This window comes from Aestuariirhabdus litorea, from assembly GCF_003864255.1.
GTDB lineage: Bacteria > Pseudomonadota > Gammaproteobacteria > Pseudomonadales > Aestuariirhabdaceae > Aestuariirhabdus > Aestuariirhabdus litorea.
In genome coordinates this window covers 824,196-838,143 of record NZ_QWEZ01000002.1, presented here as the reverse complement: position 1 = coordinate 838,143, position 13,948 = coordinate 824,196, and the positions used below count along the sequence as shown (strand labels likewise).

The 13,948-nt window shown below is 63.2% G+C and carries 16 protein-coding genes; 7 read left to right on the top strand and 9 right to left on the bottom strand.

The features are described from left to right. The first annotated feature begins 40 nt into the window (after positions 1-40). The gene (locus tag D0544_RS13980) at positions 41-2,869 is read left to right on the top strand and encodes a class I adenylate cyclase (protein WP_125017188.1); all 2,829 of its coding nucleotides are present in this window, start codon (positions 41-43) and stop codon (positions 2,867-2,869) included. A 6-nt stretch (positions 2,870-2,875) separates the two neighbouring features. Here D0544_RS13980 and cyaY read toward each other — a convergent pair whose 3' ends face one another. Then, on the bottom strand, positions 2,876-3,196 hold the full coding sequence (gene cyaY / locus D0544_RS13975; RefSeq protein ID WP_125017187.1) for an iron donor protein CyaY: 321 nt from the start codon (positions 3,194-3,196) through the stop codon (positions 2,876-2,878). Positions 3,197-3,333: 137 nt separating this feature from the next. On the opposite strand from cyaY, the gene lptM reads away from it, so the two are divergent. The 6 genes from lptM to D0544_RS13945 are packed head-to-tail and all read left to right on the top strand — an operon-like array spanning position 3,334 to position 7,868. Further along, on the top strand, positions 3,334-3,456 hold the full coding sequence (lptM, locus tag D0544_RS13970; protein WP_207905932.1) for an LPS translocon maturation chaperone LptM: 123 nt from the start codon (positions 3,334-3,336) through the stop codon (positions 3,454-3,456). 21 nt (positions 3,457-3,477) lie between these two features. After that, a complete protein-coding gene (gene lysA, locus D0544_RS13965; RefSeq protein WP_125017183.1) occupies positions 3,478-4,728 on the top strand; it encodes a diaminopimelate decarboxylase in 1,251 nt (416 codons plus the stop codon). A 5-nt stretch (positions 4,729-4,733) separates the two neighbouring features. After that, positions 4,734-5,564 (top strand): diaminopimelate epimerase, encoded by an 831-nt coding sequence (dapF, locus tag D0544_RS13960; protein ID WP_125017181.1) that lies wholly within the window; start codon positions 4,734-4,736, stop codon positions 5,562-5,564. Further along, the gene (locus D0544_RS13955; protein ID WP_125017179.1) at positions 5,561-6,250 is read left to right on the top strand and encodes a DUF484 family protein; all 690 of its coding nucleotides are present in this window, start codon (positions 5,561-5,563) and stop codon (positions 6,248-6,250) included. The genes dapF and D0544_RS13955 overlap by 4 nt, the downstream gene beginning before the upstream one ends. Beyond that, positions 6,247-7,155, top strand: a complete 909-nt coding sequence (xerC, locus tag D0544_RS13950) for a tyrosine recombinase XerC (RefSeq protein ID WP_125017177.1) — start codon at positions 6,247-6,249, stop codon at positions 7,153-7,155. The genes D0544_RS13955 and xerC overlap by 4 nt, the downstream gene beginning before the upstream one ends. Then, positions 7,152-7,868: an HAD family hydrolase gene (locus D0544_RS13945; protein WP_125017175.1), complete on the top strand. Its 717-nt coding sequence runs from the start codon at positions 7,152-7,154 to the stop codon at positions 7,866-7,868. The genes xerC and D0544_RS13945 overlap by 4 nt, the downstream gene beginning before the upstream one ends. An 81-nt stretch (positions 7,869-7,949) precedes the next feature. Here the strand turns inward: D0544_RS13945 and D0544_RS13940 are convergent, their stop codons facing one another. The 8 genes from D0544_RS13940 to nifU form a co-directional block, all read right to left on the bottom strand. Next, on the bottom strand, positions 7,950-8,246 hold the full coding sequence (locus D0544_RS13940; protein WP_125017173.1) for a hypothetical protein: 297 nt from the start codon (positions 8,244-8,246) through the stop codon (positions 7,950-7,952). Between the two features lie 188 nt (positions 8,247-8,434). Then, entirely contained in the window at positions 8,435-8,866 is a 432-nt protein-coding gene (locus tag D0544_RS13935; RefSeq protein WP_125017171.1) for a secondary thiamine-phosphate synthase enzyme YjbQ, read from the bottom strand. Between the two features lie 76 nt (positions 8,867-8,942). Next, positions 8,943-9,788 carry a nitrogen fixation protein NifM gene (gene nifM, locus D0544_RS13930; RefSeq protein ID WP_125017169.1) on the bottom strand — a complete coding sequence of 282 codons (846 nt, stop codon included), beginning with the start codon at positions 9,786-9,788 and terminating at the stop codon, positions 8,943-8,945. Beyond that, entirely contained in the window at positions 9,785-10,237 is a 453-nt protein-coding gene (locus D0544_RS13925; protein ID WP_125017167.1) for a nitrogen fixation protein NifZ, read from the bottom strand. Before D0544_RS13925 ends, nifM begins: the two co-directional genes overlap by 4 nt. Next, a complete protein-coding gene (gene nifW / locus D0544_RS13920) occupies positions 10,237-10,593 on the bottom strand; it encodes a nitrogenase-stabilizing/protective protein NifW (protein WP_125017165.1) in 357 nt (118 codons plus the stop codon). The genes D0544_RS13925 and nifW overlap by 1 nt, the downstream gene beginning before the upstream one ends. Positions 10,594-10,602: 9 nt before the next feature. Beyond that, complete coding sequence (nifV, locus tag D0544_RS13915) at positions 10,603-11,730, bottom strand: homocitrate synthase (protein ID WP_125017163.1); 1,128 nt, start codon at positions 11,728-11,730, stop codon at positions 10,603-10,605. Positions 11,731-11,776: 46 nt separating this feature from the next. Then, entirely contained in the window at positions 11,777-12,997 is a 1,221-nt protein-coding gene (nifS, locus tag D0544_RS13910; protein ID WP_125017161.1) for a cysteine desulfurase NifS, read from the bottom strand. A 1-nt stretch (position 12,998) separates the two neighbouring features. Beyond that, positions 12,999-13,883 carry a Fe-S cluster assembly protein NifU gene (nifU, locus tag D0544_RS13905; protein WP_125017159.1) on the bottom strand — a complete coding sequence of 295 codons (885 nt, stop codon included), beginning with the start codon at positions 13,881-13,883 and terminating at the stop codon, positions 12,999-13,001. Positions 13,884-13,948: the final 65 nt, after the last annotated feature.

The window sequence follows — 13,948 nt, the reverse complement described above, 5'->3', positions numbered from 1 at the left end:
CCCGCCACAGACTCGGGGCGGTGCCACCTATACTGTTGCCATGAGCCAACACCAAGCGCTGATCCATAGCCTCGAGGGCGGCGTCGATCGCAAGACCCTCAAACGCATCCAGCAGCGGTTTATGGAGATCAACCAGGGACGCCTGCTGCGCGCGCGCGCTGCGCTTGCGACGCGCCAACAGCTGTTCCTCGACCTTCTGCCGCTGCTGTTTATGGAGAACCACCCGCTACTGCCGGGTTTTGTCTCCTACCAGACCCCGGCCGGGATCTCCCGTTACGAGCCCGACAAGTCGGTGCTGGACGAGGCGCACCGCCTGACCCGCAGCTTCCGCTACCGTCGCAAGCCCGGACGCCCCTGCCGCATCTACAGTCTGTTCCTGATGGGCAGCTGCGGCAGCCTGGCCCACAGCGGCCGCAGCGACCTCGATATCTGGGTCTGCCACGCCCCCGATCTCAGCGAGCGTGAACGTGTTGAGCTACAGCACAAATGCACGCTGCTTGAGAAGTGGGCCCAGCCCTTCAATCTTGAAGTCCACTTCTTCCTGATGGACGATGAGAAGTTCCGCAACCGCCAGCACCAATCGGAGCTGTCGGGGGACGACTGCGGCAGCTCACAACATAGCCTGCTCCTCGATGAGTTCTACCGTACCGCCCTGCTACTGGCGGGGCGTTACCCGATCTGGTGGCTGATCCCCCCCGGCGACGAGGCCCAGTACGACCACTTTGCCGGGCGGCTGCGGGAGCAGCGCTACATCGCCGCTGATGAGACGGTCGACTTTGGCGGCATTACCGAAATCCCGGCCGGGGAGTTTGTCGGCGCCGGTCTCTGGCAGATGTTCAAAGGACTTGAGTCCCCCTTCAAATCGGTGCTCAAACTGATGCTGACTGAGCTCTACGCCAGCCGCAGCGATGAACTGATCAGCATGACCTTCAAGCGCCGGGTCTATCAGGGCGAGGAGTCGCTCGATGCCCTCGACCCCTACATCCTGCTCTACCGGAAGCTGGAAACCTACCTCAGCAACAAGGCGCAGTGGCAACGGCTTGAGCTGGTGCGCAAGGCCCTCTACTTCAAGGTTGGTAAACGGCTTAGCCAGCGCCCACGCCGCTCCCGCTCCTGGCAGCGGGGGGTGATGGAGCAGCTCACTCAGGACTGGCAATGGGACCCGGATACGCTCGCTGACCTGGACCGCCATCACCAGTGGAAGGTCGACCGGGTTGCCAACGAGCGCGCCATACTGGTCTCACAGCTGATGCACAGCTACCGCTTTCTCAGCCAGTACAGCCGCGATGCGGACAGTGGCACCCTGATTTCACAACGGGATATGCAGCTGCTGGGGCGACGCCTATACGCCGCTTTCGAGCGCCGCGCCAATAAGCTTCCGCGCATCAACCCGGGCATCTCGGGGGACATGGCCGAGTCCAACCTCACCCTGGTCTACCGTGAGGGGCAGATTGCGGAGTGGCAACTGTTTCGGGGTGCCCTCAAGCACCATGAACTGGATCTTCAACCCCCTCTCAAACAGGCCCCCTCGCTGGTCAGCCTGCTGGGCTGGTGCCACTTCAACAAGGTGATCGACAGCAGCACCCACCTGTCGCTGTTCCCTGGCAACAGCGCGCTCACCGAACACGAGCTGCAACTGCTACTGCAGGCGCTCAAGAAACACCTGCCGGTCTTCTATGCGCCCATGGACGACGACACCTACCTGCAGCCCAGCCGGCCGAGCCGCGTGCTGATGCTGGTCAATGTCGGCACCGACCCGATGGCCGACAGCAGCCGGCGCAATTTCCACCTGCTCAGCAACCGTACCGATTCACTCGGCTTCAGTGCCCTGCGTGCCAACCACGTCCTGACCATCGACCAGCTGTCCGTCAACAGCTGGAATGAGTGGACCACTACCCGCTTTGAGGGCCCCGAAGCCCTGCTCCATTGCCTGCGCGAGTACCTCAGCCAGTGCGACAGCACCGAACCCCCGGAGCTGGTGATCCGCTGCTACTGCCGTAATCGCGCGCAGCAGATCCAGGATCGGGTCAACGAACTGTTTGCCGACATTGGCCGTCACCTGCTGGGCAACCAGAGCGCCCCCTCCCGCTATATACTGCAGGTCGAACACCACTTCCACGTGCTGCAGCAGCTTCCGCAGACCACCCTCCGCAGCCTCGAGAATGAGGCCGCGCTGATTGAGTTTTTGGGACAGCCGCAACCGCTGTTCAGCCCCATCCTGGTGGATCGCTACGCCCTCAGGGACAGCCTCCTCTCGCTCCTGTTGGGACGTAACGAGGCAGGCCGTATCCAGCTGTTCTACCAGCCTCCCAGCGACCGCAACCCGATCCAGCTCTACCTCCTCGACGAGCGCGGCTCCCTGCTGCACCAGACCATTCACCACCACGACCTGCAGCCGGTACTGGTGCAGATCTACCGCTTCCTGCAGCGGGTCATCTTCCGCCTCAACGCCCATCCAGAGCACCCCGAGGGGGTCTTGACCAGCGACTCGATCGAGTTCTACGAAATTGATGCCCGCAGCGACTTCGTTGCACGCCAGTTACGTCGGGTAACCCCCCCCCAGCAGAGTGACCGCCCCTATCTGGAGGTGCAGGTGATTATTGAACTCGATAGCGAGGAGGCGGAACGGCTGAGCATCTTTTGCGATGAACGCGAATTCAGCCCCTTTGCCTATGACGAGCAGCAGCTGGAAGCCGCTGCTGAGTACATTGTGCAGCAGCGCCAGGGGCGCGAGCGCTACCCCTGTTACATCACCGACGTGGACCTTCCCCTGCAGGCGGGGGAGCAACCCCTGCAATCGATCCACTACCTGCAGCGCAAGTGGGAGATTGAGGCACTGCTGGACCAGGCCCAGCAGCAGGGTCGCTGAAGAAGCTCACCAGCTCAGATCGACCGGCTCTCCCGACTGCTCACTGAGGCAGCGGTTGAGCATCGCCCTGAAGGGTTCCCCGCTGCGGGTACAGCGCCACTCCCCCTGTTCGTCACGCTCGAAGTGGAAGCCGCCGCTGCGGGCCGCCATCCACAACTGGCCACTGGCGGCCTGGCGACTGAGGATCACCTGACTACCCTCCTCGCAGGTCAGGGTAAGGATACCGGCGGCGGTCTCGTAGTCGATATCCAGCCCCGCCTCTTCGATCGCATCCTCGATCGCCATCATCAACTCATCAAGCAATTGGTTTGTGCTGCTTTCACTCATTAGCCTGGACTCCGATCCTGGTTTGGCCTGCGCTGGAGCGAGTTTAACACGCCCCCAGGCAGCGTAGGCAAGGTAACCGACTGCGGGTATACTGTGGCACCAAACCCTTTATTCACTGTTGGATGAGATCGACCATGATGCGTACGTTTGTGCCCCTGCTACTGGCAATCGGGCTTCTGACCGGCTGCGGCCAGAAAGGCCCCCTCTACCTGCCCGAAGCGCCGGCTGCGTATACGCCTGCCCCCTCCGTTCAACAGTAACTGCCAAGGCCTGACACCTTAATGGATCACTTCACCTACCGAGACGGGGAACTGTTCGCCGAACAGGTCGCCGCCAGCGAGATCGCTGCCCAGTTCGATACCCCTTGCTACGTTTACTCACGGGCTACCCTTGAGCGCCACTACAAGGCCTACGACGAGGCCCTGGCCAACCATCCTCACCTGATCTGCTACGCGGTCAAGGCCAACAGCAACCTTGGCGTGCTCAATGTCCTGGCCCGCCTGGGAGCCGGCTTTGATATCGTCTCCATCGGCGAGCTGGAGCGGGTATTGGCGGCGGGGGGCGAGCCTTCGCGCATCATCTTCTCCGGTGTCGGCAAGCAGGCTCACGAGATGCGCCGTGCGCTGGAGGTGGGCATCCACTGCTTCAATATCGAGTCCGAGGCGGAGCTGGAGCGCCTACAGCAGGTGGCCGCCGAGATGGGAGTCCGGGCGCCAATCTCCCTGCGGGTTAACCCCGATGTGGACGCCCATACCCACCCCTATATCTCCACCGGCCTCAAGGAGAACAAGTTCGGTATCGACTTCAAGGTCGCCCCCCGGGTTTACCGTCACGCCGCAACCCTGGCCAATATCGAGATCTGCGGGGTCGATTGCCACATCGGCTCCCAGCTCACCGAACTCGACCCCTTCCTCGACGCCCTGGATCGCCTGCTGGCATTGATCGACGAGCTCAAGCAGGACGGCATCCAGATCAAGCACCTCGACCTGGGGGGAGGCCTCGGGGTCAGCTACCAGGGCGAGCAGCCCCCGCAACCGGCCGATTACGCCAGTGCCGTGCTGGCGCGCCTGGGCCAGCGCGACCTGCAGCTGATTCTCGAACCGGGCCGTTCCATTGCCGCCAACGCCGGCATCCTGCTGACCCGGGTCGAGTACCTCAAGGAGAACAGCGGCAAGCACTTCGCCATCGTCGATGCCGCCATGAACGACCTTATCCGCCCCGCACTCTACCGCGCCTGGCAGGAGATTATTGCGGTCAAACCCCGCTCGGACGGGGAGCCCCGCAGCTATGACCTGGTGGGTCCTATTTGCGAGACCGGCGACTTTATCGGCAAGGAGCGCGAGCTGGTGCTGTCACCCGGCGACCTGCTGGCGGTACGCAGTGCCGGGGCCTACGGATTTACCATGAGCTCCAACTACAACAGTCGTAATCGCGCCGCCGAAGTGATGGTGGACGGTGATCAGCTGCACCTGGTGCGTCATCGGGAAACCTTTGCCCAGCAGATCGCCAACGAATCCCTGTTACCGGACTGAGGCCCATGTTACTGCGATTTACCAAGATGCACGGCCTGGGCAATGACTTTGCCGTGATCGACCTGGTGACCCAGCACGCCCGCATCAGTGCCGAACAGGTGCGCCGGCTGGCCGACCGCCACTTTGGCATCGGTTTTGACCAGATGCTGATCGTCGAGCCGCCACAAAACCCGGAGGTTGATTTCCGCTATCGCATTTTCAATGCCGATGGCAGCGAGGTAGAGCAGTGCGGGAATGGCGCCCGCTGCTTTGCCCGTTTTGTGCGGGACAAGAAGCTCACCCACAAGGACCGTATCCGTGTCGAGACCAGCAGTGGCGTGATTGAGCTGCAGCTGGTGGGCAACAAGGAGGTCCGCGTCAATATGGGGGTACCGATGCTGGAACCCGCCGCCATCCCCTTTCAGGCCGATGCCCGCCAGGCCACCTACGAGCTGGATCTGGAGAGGCAGGCCCTGACCCTCAGCGCCGTCTCCATGGGGAACCCCCACGCCGTTCTTCTGGTCGAGGATGTGGACAGCGCGCCGGTACTGGAGCTGGGGCCCAGGCTTGAGCACCACCCCCGCTTCCCCCAGCGCTGTAATGTCGGATTCCTGCAGATCATCAACCGTCGGGAGGCCCGCCTGCGGGTGTTCGAGCGCGGCGTCGGGGAAACCCTCGCCTGCGGCACCGGCGCCTGCGCCGCCCTGGTGGCCGGTCGTTTGCGCGGTTTGCTCGACGAGGAGGTGACAATGCAGCTGCCGGGTGGCACCCTGAAACTGGCATGGAAGGGCGACAATCAACCGGTGATCATGACCGGCCCGGCAACCCGGGTCTACGAGGGACAGATCAGGCTATGAGCGAATACGACAACGCCATCGAGATCAGCGAAGACCAGGTGGGGGATTACCTGCGCACCCACCCCGATTTCTTTCACCAGCGGGATGACCTGTTGCTGAAGATGCAGATCCCGCACCAGCGCGGTGAGGCGATCTCCCTGGTCGAGCGCCAGGTCAATGTATTGCGTGAACGCAACCTGGAGATGCGCCAGCGTCTCAATCACCTGCTCGATGTAGCCCGCGACAACGATCGCCTGTTCGACAAGACCCGGCGCCTGGTGCTGGCCCTGCTTGAGGCGCGCCATCTCGATGACGTGGTCAGCGCCACCGAGGAGAGCCTGCGCAACGATTTCCAGGTGCCCTATTGCGAGCTGATCCTGTTCAGCGACAAGGCACTCAACACCCATGGCCGCGTAACTTCGGTCGCCGATGCCAGCCAGAAGCTGGCGGAACTGCTGCGTAACAACCGGGCCGTCAGCGGCCTGCTGCGAGACAGCGAGCTTAACTTCCTCTTCCCCGGCCAGCGCAAGGAGATCGGCTCTTCAGCGGTGGTTCCCCTGCAATTTTCCGGTCGGGTGCTGGGGGTGCTGGCGATTGCCAGCCCCGATGAACAGCAGTACCGCAGCAGCGTCGGCACCCTCTTCCTGAGCTACGTGGGGGATGTGCTGAGCCGCCTCCTGCCCGGCCATATAGACACCCAGGGATGAACGGGAACCTCGACCCCTGGATCGAAGATTTTCTGCACTACCTGCGTGCCGAACGGCAGCTCTCACCCCACACCCTCAGCAACTACCGGCGCGACCTGGAGGCACTGGACCAGTTCCGCACCCGCCAGCGCCTTGACCACTGGCAGCAGCTCGACAGTCACCACATTCGCCGCTTCGTCGCCGCCTGCCACCAGCAGGGGCTTGGCGGGAAAAGCCTGCAGCGCAGGCTGTCGGCGGTACGCAGCTACTTCCGCTTTCTCAACCGGGAACAGCGCTTGACCACCAACCCCGCTGCGGGCATCCGTGCCCCCAAGAGCGAGCGACGCCTGCCCCACACCCTGGATGTGGACCAGATGCACCAGTTGCTGGCGATCGACGACAACGATCCCCTCGCAGTGCGTGACCACAGCATCATGGAACTGTTCTACTCCTCGGGGCTGCGCCTCAGCGAGCTGGTCGGCCTCGACCTCGATGCCATCGACCTCAAGGCGGGGCAACTGGTGGCCACCGGTAAGGGCAACAAGAGCCGTCAACTGCCCATCGGGCGCCTCGCGCTCAGCGCCCTTGAGCGCTGGCTCAAAGTTCGCCCGCAGCTGGCCAGTGCCGATTGCCCCGCGCTCTTTGTCTCCAGCCGCGGCCAGCGCATCAGCCAGCGCCAAGTACAGACCCGCCTCAAGCAGTGGGGTATTAAACAGCAGCTGCCCGATAACCTGCACCCCCACAAGCTGCGCCACTCCTTTGCCAGCCACCTGTTGGAGTCGAGTGGCGACCTGCGGGCCGTGCAGGAGCTGCTGGGGCACAGCGACATCTCCACCACCCAGATCTACACCCACCTCGACTTCCAGCACCTCGCCGACACCTACGACAAGGCGCACCCTCGAGCACAACGGCGTAAAGGACGATGATCGAAGCGATCAGTTTTGACCTTGACGACACCCTGTGGGACAACGCACCGGTGATCAAGGCCGCTGAGAGCGCCCTCGCGGACTGGGTCGCGCAGCGGGTGCCTGAACTCCTGCCCCACTACCGGCTGGAGACCCTGCTGCAGTTCCGCCACGACATCCTGGCTCATCGCCCCCAACTGCGCCACCGCATCAGCGAACTGCGGGAGCTGATTCTTTACCGCGCCCTGCGCCACAGCGGCTACCCCGAGGAGGAGAGCCGCGTGCTGGCAGCGGAGGGGTTTGCGCTCTTTCTGGAGGCCCGCCACAGGGTCACCCCCTTCGAGGAGAGCGAACCGCTGCTTGAGCAGCTGGCCGGCCGCTACCGCCTGATCGCCCTTACCAACGGCAACGCCGACATCCATCGCCTGCCCCTGGGCCGCTACTTCGACCACAGCGTGCGCGCCGAACAGATCGACCTTGCCAAACCCGACCCCGAGTTTTACCGGGTGGCGTTGCAACGCCTGGGAACGCTGCCGGAGCGTACCCTGCATATCGGCGACGACCTCGACAACGACGTACGGGCCGCGCGCCAGGCGGGCCTGTTCACCCTCTGGTTTAACCCCGATGCCGAGCCGGCCCCCGCCACGCCTGAAACGGAGGCCCATATCGAGGTCAACCGCCTGCAGCAGATCCCGGCGGCCGTCGAAGACTGGCTCGCCCAACGCGAGCGCTGAGGAGCAGGACCCTTCCCACAAAAAAACTGCCGTGACGCCAGCATAGGCGTCACGGCAGCGGGTATCACCGAATGAAGAGGGCTAGATCGGCCGGCTACCGTAGTCCCCGCCGGCTTTTTTTGGACGATCGGCCGAGAGGGTTGATTCCACCTGGGTGATGGTGCCACCCCGGGCGAGAAACTCGGCAATCTGTTGGTCGAGCACCTCGTGCAGCTTACGCTGCGACTCTAGGGTTCGACTTTCGGCACTGCGTTGATTCCGGCCCAGGGCCTCCATGCCCAGGTCAAGATCGTTGTCCATATCCATGTCCATATCCAGATCCTGGTCGTCTGTGTTATCCGATTCCATATGACTGCTCTCGCTAAAATCCTGGGCCATGGTGCACCCCAAATCTACGTTGACGGAAGAATCGCTAACGACAATTTATAGCGATTTTTTTGCCGGAGTCCAGATTATGAGCATCCCTTTTTTAATATTATTTTCTTATTAAAAACCGAGAAAATTGGTGCCCCAATAATCAAAAATTATAACGAGTCCAAAGCGGCTCCCGGATGCGGGGCAGCGCACTAAATTGGGGCTGGCTGGCCCTGCAGGGTGACCACCAGGCGGCGGGATCCGCCGTAGTCCCGGTGCTCGCACAAATAGATCCCCTGCCAGGTCCCCAGCCGCAACCTCCCCCCGCCCACCGGCAGAGTCAGAGTGGCCCCCAGCAGGCTGCTTTTGATGTGGGCCGGCAGGTCATCCGGCCCCTCATCCCGGTGCCGGTACCAGGGCTCATTCTCCGGCACCACGCGGTTGAAGTGCCCCTCGAAATCGATCCGTACGCTGGGGTCGGCATTTTCGTTAAGGGTCAGGGAGGCGGAGGTGTGCTGAAGCAGCAGGTGCATGAGCCCCACCTCCAGCGTCTCCAGCTCAGGTATCTGGGCCACCACTTCGGCGGTGACCAGGTGAAAGCCCCGCGACCGGGGCTTAAGGGTTATTTCGCGCTGCAGCCACATAAGTGTCTCCCGTTGACGACTGCCAACAGCCTATCAACGGATGGCATCGGTCACCAGCGCCCGCCTCGCCGTCGGTTCAGGCCAGCGAGGCCAGCCACTCACGGCGGGCCCGCGCCCGCGACTGTTCATCCAGGCGCTGGCAGATACGCGCGGATACGGTCTCGAAGGGCACCGGTCCACCGGCGTCGAGCCCGTTACAGCGGATCAGGTGCAAGCCGACTTCGGTCTCGATCGGCGGGCTCAACTGCCCCACCCGTAGCCCCCCATCCTCGTCGAACAGCACCCGGTCAATCTGCGGATAGAGGTGCCCGGCCGGCACCCAGCCCAGATCCCCCTCCTGCAGCACCGAAGGACATTCCGAATAGCGTTTGATGCATTCGACAAAAGCGCCGGGTTCCACCAGCACCGTCTCGCGAATCTGCTCCATTCGCGCCCGCACCCGGTCGGGCTGGTTCTCTTCGTACTCCCCGTTGAGAGTGATCAACAGGTGCTCCACTCGCCGTCGGGGCGGCCGTGTAAAACGTTCGGGGTACTGCTGGTACAACGCGCGGGCTTCGGCATTGGTGGCCGGTGTGATGGCGGGAGTGCCCTGCTCGATCAGTTGCTCGACCCGGATCTGCCGCTCCAGCAGTGTCTGCAGCCCCGCCAGGGTCAGGCCCAGTGCGCAGAGGTCATCGAGAAATTCCTCCTCATCGCCATACTGCTCCCTAAGGTTCGCCAGAGCCTGCTCCACTGCCGGGGCGGGCAGCACCAACGCGGCCGCCTCGGGACGCGACAACAGGCGCTGCTCCAGGGCCCGTTGCCGGCTCACAGCGCCCTCCAGCCAGCGCCGCCGGGGTTCATCGAGCTGCTCCGGCGTGCAGTCAAAATGGTGCTGCGCCGAGCGCAAACGGTAGTAGTTGAGCTCCCCGGCCTCGCTCATTGCGAACACTCCTGCAGTACCCGCTCCGGCACCTGCAGGGTACGCCCCGTAAAACGCACCTGGTAACAGGCCGTGGGGGCGGCACCCGCCTCACCGCTACGCAGCACCTTGAGCACCTGGCCATGGTCGCCACGCTCCACCACCACCGCCCCGTCGACGGCGAGGTCCACAACGGCCTGCACCGGTTGAAGAAATTCAAAACGGCTTTCGACCCAGGGGGCGCTGGCGGCGATCAGCTCCTCCTCCCGGCAGCCCACCTGGATATTGTCGTCCAGGAAGTGAACGCGGTAGATAAGCTGGTCCTGCAAAAAGGTACCCACATCCACCACATGGCCGATGCTGCCACGCTTGACCAACCGCTCGCCTCGGTGTTTACCGGGATAGGTGCCATCGTCACGCAGGGTGCGGATCACCCGCACCGGGTCGCCATAATCGTACTGTGCGCGCATCAGTTCTCACCTCCCGCCTCAAACTGATCCAGGCTGACAAAGCCGGGCTCATGCCGACGATAGACCCTGAGCGCCTTCTGCTCACGTGCGCTGGAGCTGACAAAATCAAGGTAGGCGCGCTTGAGCCAGTACCCGTAATGCTCAGCGGCACTCGCCCCCTCGGCCAGCGGGTTGGAGGCCAGGTAGTCATGGTAGCGCTGCAGTATGTGCAAGCGGTTTACCTGTACGCAGCGGGGTTCATACTCGACCCCAAAATAGTCAAGAAACGCCTCCGCACTGCCCAGCTCCGCCAGCGTCTCCTGCAACGCCTGTTCACTATCCCCACTCCGGGGTAGATCCGTTTCGGGTCGGCTCATGACACCCTCCTAGGCACTCAATTGACGGTAGTAACTGCGCAGCTGATGGCTGCCCGGGGCACGCTTGCGACGCTCGCTGAAGCGGCGCACCCATGGCAAGATGCGCGCTGCCTGTTCACGCTCAAGGGGCAGCCCCAGCTCACGATAGGCCAGCATCAGGCCGCTGACACCGGAGTGTTTGCCGAGCACCAGACGATGCTCGCGTCCTACCTCTGCGGGGTCGATGGACTGATAGTTATGGGGATCTTTCAGCAAACCATCGACATGGATGCCCGACTCGTGGGTGAAGACCCCCTCCCCCACCAGGCTTTTTTGCCAGCCAACGGGACGCCCCGAGGCGGCACTGACCAACGCACTGAGCGCGCCAAAACTCTTGAGATTGATGCCCAACTGGTGGCCGTGCAACTTCTCGAGCCCCATCACCACCTCCTCCAGAGGCGCATTGCCGGCCCGTTCACCGAGGCCGTTCACCGTGGTATTGAGGTGGGTCGCCCCCCCCTGTACGGCCGCCAGTGAGTTGGCCGTTGCCAGTCCCAGGTCGTCGTGGGCGTGCATCTCCAGCTGCAGGTCGAAGCGCTGGCGCAGGCGCCGGAAGCTGCGGCGCACCCCGAAGGGTTCCATCACCCCGAGGGTATCGGCGAAGCGCAGCCGCAGGGCTCCCGCACGCTGGGCGGTATCGGCCACCCGCAGCAGGAACTCGGGGTCGGCGCGGGAGGCGTCCTCGGCACCGATGCACACCTCCAGCCCCATTCCCCGGGCCCGTTCGACGTGGTGACGGATACTGGCCAGCACCTGCTCACCACTCAGCCCCAGCTTATGGCTCATCTGCTGGTTCGAGACCGGGATCGACAGGTCCACCATCTCCACCCCGAGGTTGGCGCAGAGCGCCAGGTCATCCTCGCGCATGCGGCTCCAGACCAGCAGGCGGGCGTCAAGGCGCAACGCACTGAGGGCACGGATCGCCGCCCGCTCTGCCTCGCCCATGGCGGGAATCCCCACCTCCAGCTCCTGCACCCCCAGGCTATCCAGGCGGCAGGCGATCTCCAGCTTTTCCTCTACCCGGAAGGCCACTCCGGCCGATTGCTCGCCATCCCTGAGCGTGGTGTCATCGATCACAATCTTGTCAAAAGCAGACATAGTCGAGCTCCTGTTGCCGGTGTTCCTGCACCGGACGGCTAATGGGTCAGGCGTACACCGGCGCGAAGGCCTGGCCGGGATCGGTCACCGGGGCCCCTTCGCTCCAGTAGGGAGAGAGCTCCCGCAATCGCGCAATAATGCCGGGGGTTACCGCGATCACACGTTCGATCTCCTCGGTGCTGGTCTCCCGCGACAGCGAGAAGCGGATGCTTCCGTGGGCTGCGGTGTAGGGGATATCCATCGCCCGCATCACGTGGGAGGGCTCCAGCGAGCCGGAGGTGCAGGCCGAACCACTGGAGGCCGCAATCCCCTCGCGGTTGAGCAGCATCAGGATCGCCTCCCCCTCCACATATTCGAAGGCGATGTTGGCGGTATTGGGCAAGCGGTTATCGGGATGTCCGGTCACGAAGGCGTGGGGTATCGCCGCCAGAATCCCCTCTTCCAGGCGATCTCGCAGCGCCCGTACCCGGGTGTTCTCCTCCTCCATGCAGTGCTGGGCCAGCTCCGCCGCCGCCCCCAGCGCCACAATGGCGGCGCAGTTTTCGGTGCCGGCACGACGACCCCGCTCCTGGTGACCACCGCGCAGCAGCGGCCGGAAACGGGTACCTCGGCGCAGGTAGAGCACCCCGATCCCCTTGGGAGCGTGCAGCTTGTGGCCCGACAGCGACAGCATATCGATCGCCGTCTGTTTGAGGTCGATCGGAACCTTACCCACTGCCTGCACGGCGTCGGTATGGAACAGTACCCCCGCCTCCCGTGCCATGCGCGCCATCTGTTCCACCGGGAACAGGGTGCCGGTCTCGTTGTTGGCCCACATCACCGAGACGATCGCCACCCTTGGCGAGAGCAGGCGGGCGTACTCGGCCAGGTCGAGGCGACCGAGGCGGTCAACGCCCAGGCGATGGACACAATACCCCTCCTTCTCCAGCTGGTCGCACAACGCCAGGATCGCCGGGTGCTCCACTACAGTGGTGATGATCTCGTTGCGGTCCGGTTGGGCCCGCAGGGCCGATAGAATGGCGGTGCTGTCGGACTCGGTGCCGCAAGAGGTGAAGATGATCTCGGTGTCGTAGGCGGCTCCCAGCAGCGACTGCACCTGCTCACGAGCCCGCTGTACCGCTCGCCCGACCCCGTCGGCAAAGCTGTGCATGGAGGAGGGGTTTCCAAACTGCTCGCTGAAAAAGGGCAGCATGGTCTCCACCACCCGAGGATCAACCCGTGTGGTGGCATTGTTGTCCAGATAAACCGGCTTGACTGGGGTACTCATGCTACACCTCCCCACTGACACGCTGGCCAGGGTTGTTGACCGGGATCAGGCGCACAAACTCGCCCAGCCTCTCCACCAGCCGCTGCTGGACCCAGCCCAGGGTGGCCCCCGCCATCTGGCAGCCGCCGCAGGCTCCCTGCATGCGCACAAAGATCTTTTCGTCCTTCACCTCCACCAGCTCGATATCACCCCCATCGGATTTCAGCTGCGGTCGCACTTCCTCTAACACCTTGAGGATCTGTTGTACCCGCTGCACCAGGGTTTGTGAGCCCTTCACTTGTTTGGCGGGTGTCGAATCCATTACCGGAGTCTCCCCCTTTTCCAGCATCACCTTACCGATGATCTCCTCGATGCCTTCGTGACAGGCGGCGCAACTGCCCCCGGCCTTGGTGTAATGGGTGACCTGCTCGACGGTCTTGAGGTCATGCTGGCGTACCACGTTTTCAATCAGCACCGCGTCGACGGCGTAGCACTTGCACACCAGCGCCCCCTCCTCGTGGTCATCCTGCCACTGCTCTCCGCGGTAGTTGGCCACCGCCGCCTGTAGCGCCTCCTGTCCCATCACCGAACAGTGCATCTTCTCCGGCGGCAGGCCATCGAGGTAGTCGGCGATATCCTGGTTACTTACCTTAAGAGCCTCGGCCAGGGTCTTGCCCTTGATCAGCTCGGTCAGTGCCGATGAGGAGGCGATGGCGGAACCACAACCAAAAGTCTGGAAGCCCGCGTCCTCGATCACCTCGGTCTCGGGGTTCACCCGCAGGGTCAAGCGCAACGCATCACCACAGCTGATGGAACCCACGTCACCCACCGCGTTGGCATCGACCACGGCCTTGGCATTTTTGGGTTCAAAAAACAGCTCTTTCACTTTCTCGGAGTATTCCCACATAAGGTTCTCCCCTTTTCTGTAATCCCGCTGGGCGGGCCTCTGGGCTAATAGCTGGCTGCGAACAC